Origin of the sequence: Streptosporangium sp. G11, from assembly GCF_051192615.1 — a bacterium.
In the GTDB taxonomy this organism is placed as follows: domain Bacteria; phylum Actinomycetota; class Actinomycetes; order Streptosporangiales; family Streptosporangiaceae; genus Streptosporangium.
In genome coordinates, this window is the sequence record NZ_JBPJUQ010000025.1 from 55,698 (window position 1) to 74,562 (window position 18,865).

The 18,865-nt window shown below is 72.0% G+C and carries 11 protein-coding genes; 6 read left to right on the plus strand and 5 right to left on the minus strand.

The features are described from left to right. The first annotated feature begins 63 nt into the window (after window positions 1–63). From ACSDR0_RS23210 to ACSDR0_RS23220, 3 genes are all read left to right on the plus strand, one after another. Complete coding sequence (locus ACSDR0_RS23210) at window positions 64–2,025, plus strand: hypothetical protein (protein ID WP_435290971.1); 1,962 nt, start codon at window positions 64–66, stop codon at window positions 2,023–2,025. Between the two features lie 134 nt (window positions 2,026–2,159). Next, window positions 2,160–5,324, plus strand: coding sequence for an alpha-mannosidase (locus ACSDR0_RS23215; protein WP_435290972.1), 3,165 nt, complete (start codon window positions 2,160–2,162; stop codon window positions 5,322–5,324). 209 nt (window positions 5,325–5,533) lie between these two features. Continuing rightward, entirely contained in the window at window positions 5,534–5,941 is a 408-nt protein-coding gene (locus ACSDR0_RS23220) for an ATP-binding protein (protein WP_435290973.1), read from the plus strand. A gap of 52 nt (window positions 5,942–5,993) precedes the next feature. Here the strand turns inward: ACSDR0_RS23220 and ACSDR0_RS23225 are convergent, their stop codons facing one another. After that, the gene (locus ACSDR0_RS23225; RefSeq protein ID WP_435290974.1) at window positions 5,994–6,821 is read right to left on the minus strand and encodes a hypothetical protein; all 828 of its coding nucleotides are present in this window, start codon (window positions 6,819–6,821) and stop codon (window positions 5,994–5,996) included. Between the two features lie 23 nt (window positions 6,822–6,844). Next, on the minus strand, window positions 6,845–7,399 hold the full coding sequence (locus ACSDR0_RS23230; protein ID WP_435290975.1) for a hypothetical protein: 555 nt from the start codon (window positions 7,397–7,399) through the stop codon (window positions 6,845–6,847). On the opposite strand from ACSDR0_RS23230, the gene ACSDR0_RS23235 reads away from it, so the two are divergent. Then, complete coding sequence (locus ACSDR0_RS23235) at window positions 7,391–7,579, plus strand: hypothetical protein (protein ID WP_435290976.1); 189 nt, start codon at window positions 7,391–7,393, stop codon at window positions 7,577–7,579. The two genes, ACSDR0_RS23230 and ACSDR0_RS23235, sit on opposite strands and share 9 nt — an antisense overlap. 472 nt (window positions 7,580–8,051) lie before the next feature. On the opposite strand, the gene ACSDR0_RS23240 is transcribed toward ACSDR0_RS23235, so the two are convergent. Next, entirely contained in the window at window positions 8,052–10,460 is a 2,409-nt protein-coding gene (locus tag ACSDR0_RS23240; RefSeq protein ID WP_435290977.1) for an ATP-binding cassette domain-containing protein, read from the minus strand. An 883-nt stretch (window positions 10,461–11,343) separates the two neighbouring features. Between ACSDR0_RS23240 and ACSDR0_RS23245 the strand changes: the two genes are divergently transcribed. Both ACSDR0_RS23245 and ACSDR0_RS23250 read left to right on the plus strand, forming a co-directional pair. Continuing rightward, window positions 11,344–12,558 (plus strand): cytochrome P450, encoded by a 1,215-nt coding sequence (locus ACSDR0_RS23245; RefSeq protein WP_435290978.1) that lies wholly within the window; start codon window positions 11,344–11,346, stop codon window positions 12,556–12,558. A gap of 73 nt (window positions 12,559–12,631) precedes the next feature. Next, window positions 12,632–13,402, plus strand: coding sequence for an SDR family NAD(P)-dependent oxidoreductase (locus tag ACSDR0_RS23250; protein WP_435290979.1), 771 nt, complete (start codon window positions 12,632–12,634; stop codon window positions 13,400–13,402). 71 nt (window positions 13,403–13,473) lie between these two features. Here the strand turns inward: ACSDR0_RS23250 and ACSDR0_RS23255 are convergent, their stop codons facing one another. Then, complete coding sequence (locus tag ACSDR0_RS23255) at window positions 13,474–18,288, minus strand: tetratricopeptide repeat protein (RefSeq protein WP_435290980.1); 4,815 nt, start codon at window positions 18,286–18,288, stop codon at window positions 13,474–13,476. Next, entirely contained in the window at window positions 18,288–18,620 is a 333-nt protein-coding gene (locus ACSDR0_RS23260) for a trypco2 family protein (RefSeq protein WP_435290981.1), read from the minus strand. The genes ACSDR0_RS23255 and ACSDR0_RS23260 overlap by 1 nt, the downstream gene beginning before the upstream one ends. Window positions 18,621–18,865 lie beyond the last annotated feature (245 nt).

Sequence of the window (18,865 nt, forward strand, 5' to 3'; positions counted from 1 at the left end):
CTTCCGCCCGGCCGCCCTGGCCGTCGAGAGCATGACGAGGCCGACCCCCCAGGAAGAGGCACGATGAGCAGCGGAAGCCCGAAGAGAAAATCGTCACGGCGCAAGTCCACCCGCGCCACCCACCCCGGCGTGTCCTCCGGCGACTCGTCCCCGAACTCCTCCGGGGACGAGGGCGGCGCCGAGGGCACCGACGGCGAGGACCTCTGGGCCGGGCTGCAGCGCCAGATGGCCACGCTGCGGGACTTCGGGATCGACGATGACGAGACGACGACCGAGACGACCAACCCGAATGAACAAGATAATTCGGACGACTCGGACATGGATGCGATTCTGAAGCAGCTGGACGCGCTCAGCCGGGGGGAGACCTGGACGCCCCGGCGGGAAACCCCGCCGGAGACGTCCGTGCCCGGGAGCCCGCAGGACACCGGGGAGGCCGGCGAGCTGACCATGAGCAAACGGGGTCTCCTGCCGGACCCCGACTTCTCGTTCGACCTCTCGACGGCCTTCGACTTCGGAGCGCTTCTCGGCGTTCCCGCCTCGAAGGTCAATCTGGTGCTGCACCCGAGGTTCCAGACCTCAGCCGACACCAGCACCCCCCTCTACCGCCGGAGGGAGGACGGCGGCCTCGGCGAGGCCGAGGAGACTCCGCTGAAATTCTCCACCTCCTACTGGTACACGATCGGCCGGCCGGTGTCCGTCCGCGACGCCAAGGGCACACCGATGGTCGCCTGCAGCGGGACGATCGAGGGCGAGTACCTCGTCAGCCGGAACGCCCTCGTCGAGGAGACGTACCAGGAGACGGTGAAGGCGATAGACGAGATCGACAAGGGGTACGACACGCAGCTCGTGGAGTTCTGGACGGAGATGCTCAAACCACTCCGGGAGCTGACGGAGGTGACGCTCCCCTTCCAGCTGCTCGCGATCCCCAAGATCGCGGTGGACCAGCGCAGGGTCAGGTACGCGAAGCCCGTCGCCGTCCCTCCGGGAACCTATCGGAAGGTCGGGCTCGTGGACCGGAGGCTGGAACCCGACCAGCGCTCCCCGCTCAGCCTGGTCATCGAGGTGGGCGGACAGGAACTGGTGGTCGTTCCCGACACGATCATCAGCAGCCTGCTCACGCCGCAGGACTCGGACACGCCCGAGGAGAAGGCGGACACGCCCGGCGAGAACCCGCTGCAGGCCGTCGAGGCGCCGCCGCAGATCGTCGAGGCACTGCAGCAGGCCGTGCCGGAGTCCGGGAGGGGGCGGGCGGCACGGTTGACCGCGGAGCAGATCGTGGCCTTCTTCGTCGGCAACGCCGAATTCAGGAGCTACGTGGAACTGCCCCAGCAGGCCGACTGGCTCCGAGACGAGCACGTCCACTACGTCACCGAGGACCAGCTGGGCGTGCTCCTCGCGCTCGGCAGGCTGCCGGAGAACCAGGAGGAGGTCGAGACCGCGCGCGCGAACGACACGTTCGCCGAGGCGAAGACCACGAACGGCGTCCAGATCGACGGCCACATCTACATCCGGGAGGACCGCACCGGCGCCGGCACCGAGTACCACGAGACGGTCCACAAGCTCTCCCACCCGGCGGTGCTGGAGGTCTTCGGCTTCTGGTTCAACGAAGGCCTCACCGAGCACTTCACCCAGCTGCTCATGAAGGGCGGGGAGATCGTCCGGAACAAGGACCAGTACGGTCAGCAGCAGCAGGCGATCACCGCGCTCATGGAGTACGCGGGGGTGACCGAGGCCGAACTGGTCGGCGCCTACTTCCGGGGTGAGCTCCAACCGCTCTACGACCGGGTCGCCCACGTGGCCGTCCACCCCCCGTTCGGCCCGGACAACCCGTTCAGCCTCGACGGCTACGCGGCGCGCGTCGACGACAAGCGCTCCTTCGCGGCGCGGCAGACGCTCATGGACGCCTGCGGCCTCGCCGCCCTCCCGGACGACGACACCACCACAACGACGACGACGACCACCACCACCACCACCACCACCGCTGACGACACCACCACGCCCCCCACCGACGACGGCGACCGCTGACCCTTCCGCGGGACCGCCCGAGCCCCGCACGGCACCACCCCGGCGCACACCGACAAGGAAGGCCACCCCCTCACCCCGCGGCGGACACCACACTGTGCCGCTTACCGCACCCGCCCGCGGGGAATACCCGCACGATGCATGACGATCGGCGGATCACCGAAGACCGTGTCTCCACCTTCGTGGCCGGGCGCCTGCGCCCCGCCCTGTACGGCTCACCGCTGCCCCTGAGCCTGTCCGCCTGGCGGGTCCCGGGCGAGCCCGTCCCCGTCGCCCAGGCGCTGGCCGCCGACTACTCCCCCTTCGCCGTCGGCGAGGGCTGGGGCGCTCCGTGGGCGACCACGTGGCTGCGTGCCCGCGCCGAGATCCCCGCGGGCTGGGCCGGCCGCCGGGTGGAGGCGGTCTTCGACCTGGACTTCGACCTCGCCAAAGGACCGGGCGGCCAGGCCGAGGGCCTGGTGCACGACGCCTCCGGCACGCCCGTCCAGGGCCTGCACCCCCGCAACCGTTCCGTACCGCTGGCCCTGGAGGCGACCGGCGGCGAACGGGTGGACCTGCTGATCGAGCTGGCGGCCAACCCGCCGATCAGCGGCAGCCACGGAGTCGGCACCCACTACGGGACGAAGGAGAGCGCCGGTACCGGCACCCTCTACCGGCTCAGGGCGGCCGACATCGCCGTGCGCGAGGAGGACGTGTGGCACCTCCTGCTGGACATGGAGGTGCTGGAGGAGCTGATGCGGGAACTGCCGACCGGCTCGCCGCGCCGCCACGACATCCTGCGCGCCCTGGAGCGCGCCGTGGACGCCGTCGACCCCTGGAACGTCGCCGCCACGGCCGCGGCCGGACGCGAGCGCCTCGCCGGCGTGCTGGCCAGGCCCGCCCACGCCTCCGCGCACACCGTCATGGCCGTCGGCCACGCCCACATCGACTCCGCGTGGCTGTGGCCGCTGCGCGAGACCGTCCGCAAGTGCGCCAGGACCTTCACCAACGTCACCGCCCTCGCCGAGGAGTACCCCGAGCTGGTCTTCGCGTGCTCGTCGGCGCAGCAGTACGCCTGGATGAAGGAGCACCGGCCGGAGATCTTCGAACGGATCAGGAAGGCCGTCGGCCAGGGCACGTTCGTCCCGGTCGGCGGGATGTGGGTGGAGGCCGACGGCAACCTGCCCGGCGGCGAGGCACTGGCCCGCCAGCTCGTGTACGGGCGGCGCTTCTTCGCGGCGGAGTTCGGCGTCGAGCAGGACGGGGTGTGGCTGCCCGACTCCTTCGGCTACACCGCCGCCTACCCCCAGCTCGCCCGGCTGGCCGGGGCGCGCTGGTTTCTGACCCAGAAGCTCTCGTGGAACGAGACCAACCGCCTGCCCCACCACACCTTCGACTGGGAGGGCGTCGACGGCACCCGGATCCTCACCCACTTCCCTCCCGTCGACACCTACAACGCGGAGCTGACCGGGCGCGAACTCGCCCACGCCGAGCGCAACTTCGCCGACAAGGGCGCGGCCAGCCGCTCGCTCGCGCCGTTCGGCCACGGCGACGGCGGGGGCGGCCCCACCCGGGAGATGATGGAGAAGGCCCGCCGGCTGCGCGACCTCGAAGGGTCCCCGAAGGTGGAGATCACGCGCCCGGCGGAGTTCTTCGACGCGGCCCGCGCGGAATACCCGCGACGCCCCGTGTGGCGCGGTGAGCTGTACCTGGAGACCCACCGCGGCACCTACACCAGCCAGGCCCGCACCAAACGCGGCAACCGCCGTGCCGAGCATCTGCTGCGGGAGGCCGAGCTGTGGGCCGCGACCGCCACCGTGCGCACCGGCGCCCCCTACCCGTACGAGGAGCTGGAGGCGGTGTGGCGGCAGGTGCTGCTGCACCAGTTCCACGACATCCTGCCGGGCACCTCCATCGGCTGGGTGCACCGGCAGGCGGAGGAGACCTACCGGCGAATCCACCGCGACCTGGAGCGGATCATCGACGTCGCCCTGGCCGCCCTCGTGGCCGACGGCGACAGCGACAGCGACAGCGACAGCGACAGCGACAGCGACAGCGACGGTGATCCTGCCGGCCGGTACGCCTACGCCGTGTTCAACGCGGGCCCGTCGGCGCGGCGGGAGGTCGTGGTCCTGCCCGCCGGCACGCCCGCCCCGCGAGGGGCCCAGGCACTGACCGGCGGAAGGCACGCGGTCGCGGTGTCCGCCCCCGCGCTCGGCGGCGGCGCGCTCGCGAACGAGATCCCCGCCACCGTCACCGCCACCGCGGACGGCGACGACCTCGTCCTGGACAACGGCCTGCTGCGGGTCCGGATCGACGGCGACGGCCTCGTGCGGTCGGTGTTCGACCTCACCGCCGGACGCGAGACCCTCGCCCCGGACCAGCCGGGCAATCTGCTGCAGCTGCACCACGACGACCCCAACCTGTGGAGCGCGTGGAACGTCGACCACCACTACCGCAACACCGTGCGCGACCTGACCGGCGCCGTCTCGGTGACGATCACGGAACAGGGCCCGCTGCTGTGCTCGGTGCGCGTCGTACGGGCCGTCAACGACTCGCGGATCGTGCAGGACCTCGAACTGACGGCGGGAAGCCGCCGGCTGGTGGTACGCGGCGACATCGACTGGCAGGAACGCGACGCGATCCTCAAGGCGGCCTGGCCGCTGGACGTACACGCCGAGCACGAGAGCGCGGAGATCCAGTTCGGGCACGTACGGCGGCCCACGCACGAGAACACCAGCTGGGACGCCGCGCGCTTCGAGGTGTGGAACCACCGCTGGGTGCACGTCGGCGAGCACGGCTTCGGCGCGGCCGTGCTGAACGACTCCACCTACGGCCACGACCTGCGCCGGCACACCCGCGAGGACGGCGGCACGACCACGACGCTGCGCCTCAGCCTGCTGCGGGCGCCGCACAGCCCCGATCCGCACGCCGACCGGGGCCGGCACGCGTTCACGTACGCGCTGGAGGCGGGCGCCGACGTCGGCGCGGCCATCGCCGGCGGCTACGCGCTCAACCTGCCGCTGCGCGGACGGCCGGGCCGCGCCGGCGCCGGGCCCCTGCTCGCCGTCGACAACCCGTCCGTGGTCGTGGAGGCGGTCAAGCTCGCCGACGACCGCTCCGGTGACCTGGTGGTACGGCTCTACGAGTCCCGGGGAGGCGCCGCGACGGCGACGCTGACCAGCGCCGTCGACCTGGCCGACGCCCACACGGCCGACCTGCTGGAACGGCCCGAGGCCCGGCTCGCCCGCGCGGACGGCCGCGGCGTGCGGCTGTCGCTGCGCGCCTTCCAGATCATCACCCTGCGGCTGAGCCTCCGCTGATCCCGCCCGCCCCTCCTTTTCCGGTACGGGCGGGCGATCCCGGCGGCCTCACCTGGGGCGGGAGCGCTCCCACCCCGGATGGACGATTGAGCAGGTCAGGGCGGGTAGTGACCCTACACAAGGTTCACAGCGACCGTTCTGGTTCTGGCCGACACGTCGGTAACGCCCCCGGTGAAAGCCACAGACGGCACTCACGTAAGGGGACAGGTATGCACACCGGTCAGCGCGGCCACTGGCCGATCAGCACCGACCTGATCGGCATCCGCAGGCATCTGCACCACTACATGAGCCAGGTGGGGCTGGCCGGAACGCGGCGTGACGACCTGCTGCTGGCGGCCAACGAGGCCGTCATAAACGTGCTGGAACACGGCGACGCGGCCGGCACCGTGAGCGTCTGGCACGACGAGGCGGACCTCGTCGTCGACGTCGTCGACGACGCCGGACGCCTGACCCCCGAGCAGGCCGACCGCCACAGGCCCACCCCGGGCGCGGTCCGCGGGTTCGGGCTGTGGCTGATGGGCCGGCTCTGCGACGAGTTCACCATCTGCCAGAGCGGCGGCCGGTCCCGAGTCCGGTTGCGGATGCGCCTGCACGCCGCCACCGGCGCCGTACGATAACCGGCCGGCTATCGTACGGGGCCGCGCTCCCTCGAGGCGCGTGCCGCCGGGCTCAGCCGGCGCGCGACTCCGGCCCCTCGGAGCGGCGGGCCGTGAGCATCAACGGGGTGCCGACTCCGTGCCGGAAACCCGCCTCGGCGAGGAAGGCCGCCAGCCACCCCAGGGCGTCCAGCGACCACTCGACCAGGACGCCGTGGAAGGTGGCCCGGTGCCGGGCGGGCCCGAGCCACACCTCGTCGACGACGGCGGGCTCCAGGACCACGCCATCATCGTCGCCGTCGTCCGTCACCGAGACCGACTCGCACGAGAAGACGTCCTGATCGAACTGCCGCATCCACCGGAGCATCTCGGGCGCCGCCGAGCGGATGGACGGATCCTGCCCGCCGTCCAACGTCACCCGCGCCCGCGCTCTCAGGCCCGGATCGCCGTCGGCGAACCAGCCCGCGTCCTGCAGCAGGGTCATCACGGCGCTCACGCGCGACGACGCGCCCTGCGGCGCACCGAGGTCCTGCACGGGCAGCAGGACCCGGACCGCCCGCAGGCGCGCGGTGCCGATACGGGCCACGACGTCACCCGCGCACGAGAGGAACCCCTGCACCGGCAACGGCCGCCCCTGCGGGACCGGCGTGGTCAACGACACCTGAAACCACGCGACGCGTGCCGGTCGCGATCCCGAGACCGGGTCCTGCCCGGCGTCGTTCATCCCCCAGAGGCCGCCGGAGGCGTTCTCCTCGGCCTCGGTGAGCCATCCCATCGCGGACGACCTCGCGACGAACAGGCTGTAGGCGTCCGAGGAGGCGACGAGAGGATCCCGCCACGGGTGCGGCACCAACTCGCCGTACAGAGCCGCGAGCATGGTGCTGTCAGGCCTGATACTCACGTCGCCCCTCTCGCGTTACCGCGTTACCGCCTGCAGTAGATGTTCTGACCCGGCGTGACGAGCTTGCCCGGGTCGTCGGCCAGACCGATCAGGTCCACGTCGACGACGCTACGCCATCCCGTCAGGCTGCCGTTGAGACAGCCCGCGCGGCCGGTCGCACGGTTGCCGGCCCCGCCGCCGGAACTCACCGTCGCGCTGCCCGCCGTGCCGGCGTTTCTCCAGATGCCGTCGGCGTAATACTGCTGCAGTTGCACCGTGACGATCGCCAGCGTGGCGTTGCAGTTGCCGTTGATCCACCAGCCGTGCCCGGACGCCTCGAAGGCGGACCCGGAGATGTGGACGTAGTCGCCTCTGGTCTGGAAGAAGCACACCGCGGAAGGCGCCCGGCTGTTGTCGGGGGAACCCGTGTTCCTGGAGCCCGGCTCACCGCTCGCAGGGGCGGGACCGGGAACGGGGGCGGGCACGGGAGGAGGCGCCGACCTCGCCGGAACCGCGATCGCCGAGGTCTGCGACATCCCGAGCAGCACCGCGCCCACGATGCCGGCTGTTGTGGAGATCCTACGAAAAGCGTGACGCATGACCGCACCTCCGAGCTGAGTCGAGCAGAGGATCAGGGACTGCCGCGCGCCCTCCGTCCGGCGGTTGAGAATATGCACGGCGCTGATCTCGATCGGCGCGCAGCACAAACAAACGTGTCATTGGCGTTCTATCGTGTCAAGAAAATTAAAATTGCTAAGCAGTATTTCGTCGCCATATGACTTGCGATTTCACATAGATCCGGAAAGGGGGCATATAATTGTTTTATTGAGGTTTTCGATAAAATGCCCAACAAGCCCGGAATGGGGGATTGAATTCCCGCGCACCGGACCGCCCGCGATACCCGGCGGACCGGCCCCACCTGGGCGATCGCCGTCCCCGAACAGGCCGACCGGCGCACTCCCCCGGGTGTTTCCACGGAGGTGGGTACGGGCAAAAGGACGGAGACCCGCGGCCGGCCCGGAGTGTCCCGTTCCGGAAAACCGGCTCCGGGCGGCCACCCTTCGAACAAAAGGTGCGCGCGCCTCACCCGGCCACCCGCAACTACTCGCCCTGTTTGTAGGAGATGAGTCTTTAGTCCGTTTTTTATTTGGGGCGAAAGCCGGCCATCGCCTTTACGTTGTAGATTTATTACAGGACAGTGCCCGCGCCGCCGCCGCTACCCCGGCACCCGGCGCGGGCACTGCCCGAGCCCTAGGGAGCCACCTCCACGCGGGTGCCGACGTAGGCCGCGAGGTGCTCGCCGGTGAGGGTGGAGCGGGCGGCGACGAGGTCGGCGGGTGTGCCCTCGAAGACGATCCGGCCGCCGTCGTGACCGGCGCCGGGGCCGAGGTCGACGATCCAGTCGGCGTGCGCCATGACCGCCTGGTGGTGCTCGATGACGATGACCGACTTGCCGGACTCGACGAGCCGGTCGAGCAGGCCGAGCAGCTGCTCGACGTCGGCGAGGTGCAGGCCGGTGGTCGGCTCGTCGAGGACGTAGACACCGCCCTTGTCGGCCATGTGGGTGGCCAGCTTGAGCCGCTGCCGCTCGCCGCCGGACAGCGTGGTGAGCGGCTGGCCGAGGCTGAGGTAGCCGAGCCCGACGTCGGCGAGCCGGTCGAGGATGGCGTGCGCGGTCGGCGTGCGCGCCTCACCGGCGCCGAAGAACTCCGCCGCCTCGGTCACCGACATCGCGAGCACCTCGCTGATGTCACGGCCGCCGAAGTGGTAGTCCAGCACCGACGCCTGGAACCGCTTCCCCTCGCACTCGTCGCAGGTGGTGGCGACGCCGGCCATCATCGCCAGGTCGGTGTAAATGACGCCGGCGCCGTTGCAGTTGGGGCAGGCACCCTCGGAGTTGGCGCTGAACAGCGCCGGCTTCACGCCGTTGGCCTTCGCGAACGCCTTGCGGATCGGGTCGAGCAGCCCGGTGTACGTCGCCGGGTTGCTCCGTCGCGAGCCGCGGATCGCGCCCTGGTCGATCGACACCACACCCGCGCCGGCGGGGATCGACCCGTGCACGAGCGAGCTCTTGCCGGAGCCGGCGACGCCGGTGACCACGACGAGCACCCCGAGCGGGATGTCGACGTCGACGTCGCGCAGGTTGTGCGCCGTCGCGCCGCGGATCTCCAGCGCGCCCTTGGGCGTCCGCACCGTCTCCTTGAGGACGGCCCGGTCGTCGAAGTGGCGGCCGGTGATGGTGCCGCTGGTCCGCAGCCCCTCGACGGTGCCCTCGAAGCAGACGGTGCCGCCCGCCGTACCGGCGCCGGGGCCGAGGTCGACGACGTGGTCGGCGATCACGATCGTCTCCGGCTTGTGCTCCACGACGAGCACCGTGTTGCCCTTGTCCCGCAGCCGCAGCAACAGGTTGTTCATCCGCTGGATGTCATGGGGGTGCAGGCCCGCGGTGGGCTCGTCGAAGACGTAGGTGGTGTCGGTGAGCGAGGAGCCGAGGTGGCGGATCATCTTGACGCGCTGCGCCTCGCCGCCCGACAGCGTGCCCGACGACCGGTCGAGCGAGAGGTAGCCCAGCCCGATCTCCACGAACGAGTCGAGGGTCTGCCGCAGGGTGGCGAGCAGCGGCGCCACCGACGGCTCGTCGAGGCCGCGGACCCATCCGGCCAGGTCGCTGATCTGCATCGCGCACGCGTCGGCGATGTTGATCCCGCCGATCCGCGACGACCGGGCCGCCTCGCTGAGGCGGGTGCCGCCGCACTCGGGGCAGGCGGTGAAGGTGACCGCCCGGTCCACGAACGCCCGGATGTGCGGCTGCATCGCCTCCCGGTCCTTGGACAGGAACGACTTCTGGATCTTCGGGATCAGCCCCTCGTAGGTGAGGTTGACGCCGTCGACCTTCACCTTGACCGGCTCCTTGTAGAGGAAGTCGTGGAGCTCCTTCTCGGTGTACTTGCGGATTGGCTTGTCCGGGTCGACGAGGCCCGACTCCGCGTAGACCCGCACGGTCCAGAAGCTGTCCGACTTCCAGCCGGGGATGGTGAACGCGCCCTCGGCGAGCGACTTGGAGTCGTCGTAGAGCTGGGTGAGATCGATGTCGGAGACCGCGCCCCGGCCCTCGCAGCGCGTGCACATGCCGCCGGTGCGGGTGAAGCTCTGCCTCACGGTCTTGCGATCACCGCGTTCGACCGTGATCGCACCGGTCGCCCGGACCGAGGCGACGTTGAAGGAGAACGCGTTGGGCGAGCCGATGTGCGGCTGCCCGAGCCGGCTGAACAGGATGCGCAGCATCGCGTTGGCGTCGGTGGCGGTGCCGACCGTGGAGCGGACGTCGGCCCCCATCCGCTGCTGGTCGACGATGATCGCGGTCGTCAGCCCCTCGAGTACGTCGACCTCGGGCCGCGCCAGCGTCGGCATGAAACCCTGCACGAAGGCGCTGTAGGTCTCGTTGATCAGCCGCTGCGACTCCGCGGCGATCGTGCCGAACACCAGCGAGCTCTTGCCCGAGCCGGAGACTCCGGTGAACACCGTCAGCCGGCGTTTCGGGATCTCGACGCTGACGTCCTTGAGGTTGTTCACGCGCGCGCCGTGCACCCGGATCAGATCGTGGTTGTCGGCGACGTGCGGCGCGGGCGACTGCGCGTCCGTCCTCGGGACCATGCTCATCGTGTCTCCATCTGTTACGCGGGACCGTCTTCGCGGTCTCCGCCGGTCACCCGCCGCCGCGGCAGCGCGTCGATCTCCAGGACCTCGGCGCGGGAACGGGGGTTCGGCACTCATCGGTCCCGAGGCCGCGAGTCTGGTCGGGATCGTCTGGCTCAAAGGGAAATCGTCAACCCGATCAGCCCGGATTTCGTCCTGACCGGGCGCGGGCCCGCGCGAGGAGGACCACCGGGCGGTCGCGACGGTGAGCCCGGGACGCGTCAGGGCCATCGTGCGGGCCATTGTCCGGGTCATCGTGCGGGCCGCCGTGCGGGAGGGGTCTCGCGTGAACGGTGATGTCCATGACGGACACGCTAGCCGTGGCTCGGTGACCGGCGCTTCTCGAATCCTGATCGATCCGGCCGCCCGTTTCGCCACGCACGACGGTGGCCCCGCGGACCTCGGTGACGCCGGGCACGCCACGACGTGGCCGCGCGAGGTCGCTGGGGGGCCGCGCCGTGGCGGGTCTGCTGGTCACACGCGAAATCGTATGTCGCGTCCGGAGATGTCCGGCGCCGCGGGCTCCCGGGTCTTGATCACCCCGGGGTCCACCGGCACCTCGATCCGGACCGCCGCGTAGCGCGGCGGGACGGGAAGACCCGTCGCGCTACGCGGCGGCCGGGGACACGTTCGGAAGAGAGCCCCCGACGCGCGGTGATCACCGGGTTCTCCCGGGTCGGAGATGCCGGGGACACGTTCGGAAGAGGACCCCCGACCCCGCTGACGTGCGGCGGCCGCGCACCGCGCTCGGCGCGCCCGCTCCGGGGGCACACCCATTTGAGTCGCTTGACTTAAATAAGTCATGCGATTTGAATGACGCTAACCGCAGTCTTTAAGGGGAGTGATCTTGAGCGAGCCCGGCGCCGAGGCGCCCGAATACCCCTTCCGCAACCCCAGCGCGCTGGAGCCGCCCCAGGAGTGGGCCGAGTTGCGAGAGGGCTGCCCGGTCGCGCCGATCCGGCTGGCCAGTGGTGACACCGCGCTGCTGCTGACGCGCTACCAGGACGTCAAGGAGGTCCTGTCGGACCCGCGTTTCACCCGCCGGCTCGACGCCGAGGGCGCGGCGCGGGTGACGGCCAACGAGTCGGGCGGCGTGTTCGGCCGCGGTGACAGCGGCGGCGGCATGACGGGCGACACGCACCGGGCGTGGCGGCAGCTGGTGGGCAAGGCGTTCACCGCCAAGCGGGTCACCGCGATGCGGCCCAGGATCCAGGCGATGGCCGAGCATCTGGTCGAGCGGATGATCACCCAGGGCGAGCCGGCCGACCTGGTGAGCGCGGTCGGCTTCCCGTTGCCGGTGTGGGCGATCTGCGACCTGCTCGGGGTGCCCGACTCCGACCGGGGCAGGTTCGCGTACTGGTCGGACACCATGCTCAGCATGACCAGGTTCGGCCAGGAGGAGATCGACGCCGCCCAGGGCGAGTTCGACGCCTACCTGGTGGCACACGTCGAGGCCAAGCGGGCCCGGCCGGGCGACGACCTGCTGAGCGAGCTGGCCTCGATGGTGGACGGGCTCGACGGGCGGCTGACCGAGCAGCTGCTGGTGATGACGGCCAAGGGCCTGCTGGTGGCCGGGCACGAGACCACCGCCAACATGATCGGCAAGATGGTGTCGATGCTGCTGGCCGACCGTTCCCGCTGGGAGGCGCTGCTGGCCGACCGCACGCTGGTGCGCTCGGCGGTGGAGGAGGTGCTGCGCTTCGACGCCAATCCCGGCTTCGGCATGCCGCGCTACCTCAGCGAGGAGGTCGAGGTGGCCGAGGAGAGGCTGCCGGCGGGGACCACGGTCGTGTGCAGCATGGCCTCGGCCAACCGGGACCGGCGGCAGTTCGAGGGCGCCGACGAGATGCGGCTGGACCGCTCGCCCAACCCGCACGTGGCCTTCGGCGTCGGCCCGCACTCCTGCCTGGGGCAGGCGCTGGCCCGCACCGAGCTGCAGACCGTGCTCGGCGTGCTGCTGGAGCGGCTGCCCACGCTGGAGCTGGCCGTCCCGGCCGCGCGGCTCAAGTGCCGCGAGGGTCTCGTGGTCGGCGGCCTGGAGCGGGTTCCGGTCCGATGGTGACCGCCCCGGCCCACCCCGCCACCGGCCATCTCGACGCGCCGGGCGTGCCGGCACCGAGGAGAACGGATCTCTCATGCGTGGACTGAAGGACAAGAGAATCGTCGTGGCCGGCGGCGCCACCGGCATTGGCGCCGCCACCGCCGAACGGCTGGCCGGGGAGGGCGCGCGCGTCCTGGTCGGCGACATCAACGTCGCCGGTGCCAAGGCCACCGTCGAGCGCGTCGCCGCCGCCGGTGGCACGGCGGCGGCCGCCGAGTTCGACCTGTCCGACGAGGTGTCGGTCAGGGCGCTGTTCGAGCGGGCGGTCGCCGAGTTCGGCGGCGTGGACGGCGTGTTCAACGTGGGCGCCGACCTGTCCCCCGGCACGATCGGCCGCGACGGGGACCTGTCGGAGATGGACGTGGCCGTCTGGCGGCGCACCTTCGAGGTCAACCTCATCGGCTACGCCCACAGCTGCCGCGTCGCGATCCCGCTGCTGCTGGCCGCCGGCGGCGGCGCGATCGTCAACACCTCCTCCAGCGCCGCCTTCGTCGGCGAGCCGCTGCGTCCCGCCTACGCCGCGTCCAAGGCGGGTGTCAACGCCCTCACCCGGCACGTCGCCTCCCGCTGGGGCAAGGAGGGCGTCCGCTGCAACGGCGTCTCCCCCGGCCTGGTGCTGTCGGAAACCGGCCTGGCGCAGATGAGCGAGGAGTTCAAGGCCGCCGTCCTGGCCGGCACCCGTAGCACCCGCCTGGGCAGGCCGTCCGACCTGGCCGCCGCGGCCGCGTTCCTGCTGTCCGACGACGCCGAATGGATCAACGGCCAGACGTGGTCCATCGACGGCGGCGGCTCCCTGCACGACTGAGGGGACACGGATCCGGCGGGACGCGCCGGGCCGCGTCGCGCCGCGGCGGGCCGCCTCAGGCGATCACGCGGTCATCTGATCCAGTCGGGGAACGCCTCGCCGGTGAACCGCTCGTACTCGGCGACCACCCCCTCGGGGTCGCCCCGGTAGGCCAGCGTCAGATCGTTGACGAGGGCGGGGAGGAGCACCTGGTCGGCGCCGGGCAGCTGCCCGCCCACGCCGAACGCCGCCACCAGCGGGATGACCGCCTCCCGGTGGCGCCCGGCCATGAGCAGCACGGAGCCGTACGCCCCCAGGCTGTGCGCGTACTCGGAGGCGTGGGTGCCGGGATCGGCCTCCATCAGCTCCTCGTAGAGCCGCGCGGACTCCTCGCCGGCGGGCAGGGCCTCGTCCGGGCGGCCCGCCCCGGCCAGGTGGATCGCGAGGTTGAACAGCGAACCGGCCAAAAGAGGCAGGGCCGTGTCGCGGTCGAGTCCGGCCAGCTCGCGGTAGAGCCCAACGGCTTCCTGATCCGCGGACAGCGCCTCGGCGGTCCTGCCGGTGTCGGCCAGTCGCAGGGCGTGGTCGTTGACGGACATGGCCAGGTCGCGAAGATGGCGGGTGCGATCGCCGCCCGCGCTCCCGCGGCGCAGGCGTACGGCCTCCTCGCTCGCGGTGACGGCTTCGAGGAGGCGGCCCGCCTCGGCCAGCGAGTTGGCGTGGTTGCTGAGCGAGGAGGCGAGCTCGAGAAGGTAGGTGCCGGGGTCAAGCCCGGCCAGCTCCCGGTAGCGGCCGACGACCTCCTCGCTGACCGGGAGAACGTCGCCGGGGCGCTCCGCCGCCGCGAGGTGACCCGCCTGGTTGTTCAGCGTGCTCGCCAGGTCCGCCAGATAGGTGACCCGGTCGAGCCCTGCCGTCTCCCGCCGGAGCCGCACGGCCTCCGCTCCGGCCGAGACGGCCTCGGCGAAGCGGCCGACGTCGGAGAGCCGGTTCGCGTGGTTGTTCAGCGCGGTGGCCAGGTAGGAGGGCCGCGCCAGCTCGCGGGAGAGCCGCACCGCCTCCTCGCTCGTGACCAGGGCCTCGGCGGGACGGCCGGCGTCGGCCAGACGGGTCGCGTGGTCGGTCAGAGCGTCGGCCAGGAGGGGCAGGCCGGTGGCGCGGTCGAGTCCGGCCAGCTCGCGGAGCCGGTCGAGGGCCTCCTCCGGGCGGCCCGCGTCCATCAGGCGGGTGGCGAGTTTCCGCAGGGAACCGGCCAGTTCCGCCGGTACGGCCAGCTCGCGGCGGAGCCGCACGGCCTGCTCACCGGCGGCGACGGCCTCGGCGTGCCGGCCGGTCTTCGAGTAGCCGAGCGCGAGGTTGTCGAGGGAGAGGGCCAGGTCGGGCAGGTTGGCCTCCCGGTCCCGGTCCACGAGCTCCCGCCAGAGCCGGATCTCCTCCTCGCCTTCGGAGACGGCCTCGGCGTACCGTCCGGCCCTGGCGAGGGCGAGCGTGAGGTTGCCGAGCGCGACGGCCAGGTCGGGAAGGTGGCGATCACGGTCGCGGTCGGTCAGGGCCCGGCGGAGCGGGACGAGCTCTTCGCTGATCGCGAGTCTCTCCTCGGGGGTGGCCGAATGGTCGTGGTGGAACGCGAGCGAGATGGCGAGGTCGGCGAGGAAGGCGTCGCGGTCCACCTCGACCAGTTCCCTGAACAGGCGGATCGCCTCCTCGGCACTGGCCGCCGCCTCCGGGAGACGGCCGGCCTTGACCTCGAGCCCGGCCTGCCTGCCCAGCGCGCCGGCCAGGTCGGGGAGGAACCCGTCGCGGTCGATCGCGGTCATCTCGCGGAAATGGCCGACGGCCCGCTCTCCGGCCGACACCGCCTCCTCCGTCCGGCCGGCCGCCGCCAGTGAGTCGGCCTGGTTCATCAACGTCTTGGCCAGGTGGTGCAGGTAGGCCTCCCGGTGGATCCCGGCCAGCTCGTCGTAGAGGTGGACGGCCTCCTGCCCGACGGCGAGGGCCTCGTCGAGGCGGCCTGTCTCCGCCAGGCAGGTGGCGTGGTTGTTCAGTGCCATGGCCAGTTCGCCGAGGAAGACGAAGCGGTTGAGCTCGACCAGGTTCCGGTAGTGGCGGATGGCCTCTTCGAGGTCGGGGAAGGCCTCGCCGTAGCGGTCGGCCCCCATGAGGGCGATGGCGTGGTGGTTCAGCGCCCTGACCAGGCCCGGCAGGAAGACGTCCTCGTCGGTGGCGACCAGCTCGCGGTAGACCCCGACGGCCTCCTGCCCGACGGAGCGTGCCTCGGCGAAACGGCCGATGCCCGTCAGGGTGAGGGAGTGGTCGCTGAGCAGCGAGGCCAGGCCGGGCAGGTAGCGGTCGCGGTCGGTCGCGGCCAGCTCCCGGCGGAGCGCGAGGGCCTCCTCGGCGGGGGGAAGCGCCTCGGTGAAACGGCCGACCTCCGCCAGGTAGGCCGTGTGGTTGCTCAGCGCGAACGTCAGGTCGAGGAGGTCGCCGCCCAGTCCGCTGCCGGCCAGTTCCCTGCGGAGCCCCACGGCCTCCTCGCTGAGCGCGAGCGCCTCGGCCCTGCGGCCGTTGTTCGACAGGTGGCTGGCGTGGTTGACGAGCGCCGTGCCCAGGTCGTGGAGATGGGCGGAGCGGTCCAGCGCCACCAGCTCGCGGCAGTGCCGCACGGCCTGCTCGCTGACGGCCAGCGCCTCCGCGTACTGGCCGGTGTTGCCGAGCCAGGAGCCGTGGTTGATGAGCGAGCGGGCCAGGTCGACGAGGTAGGTGTCCGGGTCCCTGCCGGCCAGCTCGCCGAAGAGGTGGCTCTGAATCTGCGCGAGATAGAGACCACCCCAGAGCATGCTGACCGCGCCTGCCGGGAAGACGTTGGCGACCGCCCAGATCCGGCGTTTGAGCTCGGAGGGGTTCCTCTCCCCGAGCCCGGCCAGCCCGTCGAGCAGCGGGTCGGGCCGGTCGACGTAGAGCGCGACGAGCTGCGCCTCCTCGGCGTAGGGTGCCGGCACGTCCGTGATCAACCGCTCGATGCGGGCGTCGGTCGCCGCGCGGAAGAGGGGGCGCTCGGCCGTACGGGCGAGCACGTACAGCACGTCCGCGGCGCTCTCGCCGTCCTCGGCGAGGGCGGCGATCCGGGTGAGCGGCTCCTCTCGCGCCTCGGCCAGGATCTGGCCGAGGAGCCGTTCGGCCAGGCGGTCGGGCTGGACCGGGGCGAGCACCTTGCCCTCGCTCCGATGCTGCTCGGAGGGCGGGTAGAGGGCGGCCAGCCAGCGCGCCACCTCCTCCGCGTACGGCTCGCTCGCCAGGGCTGCGACGGACGACGCCCGGCCGGGGTCGCACCCGGACTGGCCGATCAGGATGACCCCGGCGAGGGCCCGGTCCAGCGCGCGCAGCGACTCGGCGCGGCGTTCGTCGTCGTCGAGACGGGACGAGAGGATGCCCGGCCGCAGCAGATTGCGTCTCTCGGCGAGCCGGTACAGGTAGGCGCGCTCGTGGAGGGCCAGCTCGTGCTCGGGGTCGACGGCGGGCTCCTCCCCCGCGCCCGCGCGCAGCAGGGCGTTCATCGCCGCCATGTGCACGGTGAGGGCGTTGCCGAACGTCCGCGCGGCCAGGTCGGGCGGTGCGTCGCGGACCCGGTCGGCCAGAGCGGGCCAGTCGGCCGGGGGGAGGCCGGGGAGGCGGCCGAGGTGGGCCGCGAAGGCGGCAGCCGCCCGGTCGAACTCGGCGTGCCGCTCCTGGCTGTCTCCTGCCAGCGGCGTCAGCCGTACGGCGGGGGTCAGCGCGTTCGGCGCCTCGCGTTCGAGCCGGTCGCGCAGGCCGTCCCACCAGGCGCCGTCCGTGCGGGCCAGCAGCAGGAGCCGCACGTTGCGCCTGGGCGGGGCCTGGAGCAGCACGGCCAGCAGCGCGGCCACCCGGTGCGCGTTGGCCTCGGCGTAGTCGGCCACGATGAGCGCCGGGTGGTTGCCGCGGGCCAGGGCCCGTGCCGCGTCGTCGTCGGAGGAGCCGAGAAACCCGGTGATCCAGTGGACGGGGGTGCGCCTGAGCAGCTGCCCGGCGAGCCGGGTCTTGCCCTGGCCGCCCTCCCCCGTGATCAGTTTGAGGGAGAACGGCCGGTCGTCGTCGCGCCAGCGGGCGAGCTCGTCGAGCAGCTCCCCCCGGCCGTGGAACGGCACCGTCTCGCGGTCGGCGGCGAGCAGCGAGCCGGGGGTTCCGGCGCGGGGCTCGATCGGCTCGCCCCGTAACAGGCCGTGCAGCTCGACCGATTCGAGCGCCGGGCGCAGGCCGGTCTCGGCCTGGAGCAGCCGACCGAACTCCGGGTCGTGGAAGAACGCCGTCACCGGGATCATGTGCAGGCGCCGGTTCGCGAAGGCGGTGTCGTCGTAGACGACCACGCCGAGGAGCAGCCCCGCGGACGCGCCGAACACCGCGGCCCCCGAGACCCCGCGCCAGGGATGTCCGGGACCGTCGGGGAAGGCGCGCTGGTCGACGGGGTAGCCGCCCCGCGCCCCGATCGAATCGGGATTGATCACACCGGAGAGCTGTTCCACGTGCCGCTCGTCCGTGCCGTACCCGGCGAACCGCGGGAACCCCCAGCCGGTGTAGCCGACCGGGTCGGATCCGGTCATCCGGCCCCAGCGGACCGGGCTCGCGGGCGCGGCGGGGCCCTCGACGCGCAGCAGCGCCACGTCGGCGTCGCCCGGGGCGCGCCAGTCCAGCACGGTGGCGTCGTGGCGGGTGGGCGGCCGGTCCCTCGGGTGTCCCAGCGACACCACGACCTTCGGAAGTGCGACGTCGCCGGCCACGACGTTGTGCCGCGCGGTCAGGATCAGGCGCGGCCCGATCCGGTAGCCGGAGCCGGAGCGTACGGCCTCCTCGGCGGTCCCCGCGCGGATGTCGGCGAGGCAGCGCCGGTCCATCAGTCGCCCCAGCGGCGGGGAACCTCGTCCGTCACCTCCGCGTGGCGGCCGGTCTCACCGTCCTTGACGGCGAGCTTCAGGGTGATCCGGTGGGTCGTCTCCCTCGCGATCTTCCCGTCCGCGCCCAGCTCCAGACCGCCGATCGCGACGACCTCGAACTTGATCTTCCCGCCGGGGGTGGCCTCGCGGGAGACCGCCACCTGCAGCTCCACCTCGGCCTCGGTTATCTCGAACCGCAGGCGCTCGTCCGCCCCCTTCGCCTGCGCCTCGGCCAGCTCCGCCCGCAGCTGCCCGAGCGTCTCGGCGAGGCCGATCCGTGACCGCCCGCTCATCTGGTCTCCGTACGCCGCGTTCGCACAGGACACACGGTAATCGCGAGATATCCGCCTGGATAGGCGTGTCATGCGCCTGTGACGATGCCGTGCCCGTAGGCGCGGACGGCGGCGTGGACGGCGGCGATGCCCTACACCCGGCCGCCGCGCTGGCCGCCGGCCTGCGCCACGACGACGGCTTCCTTGTCTCGGACGAGTACCGCGCCCCGGAGCGCTCGACCTTCAGGAACTGCGCGAACCGGCGC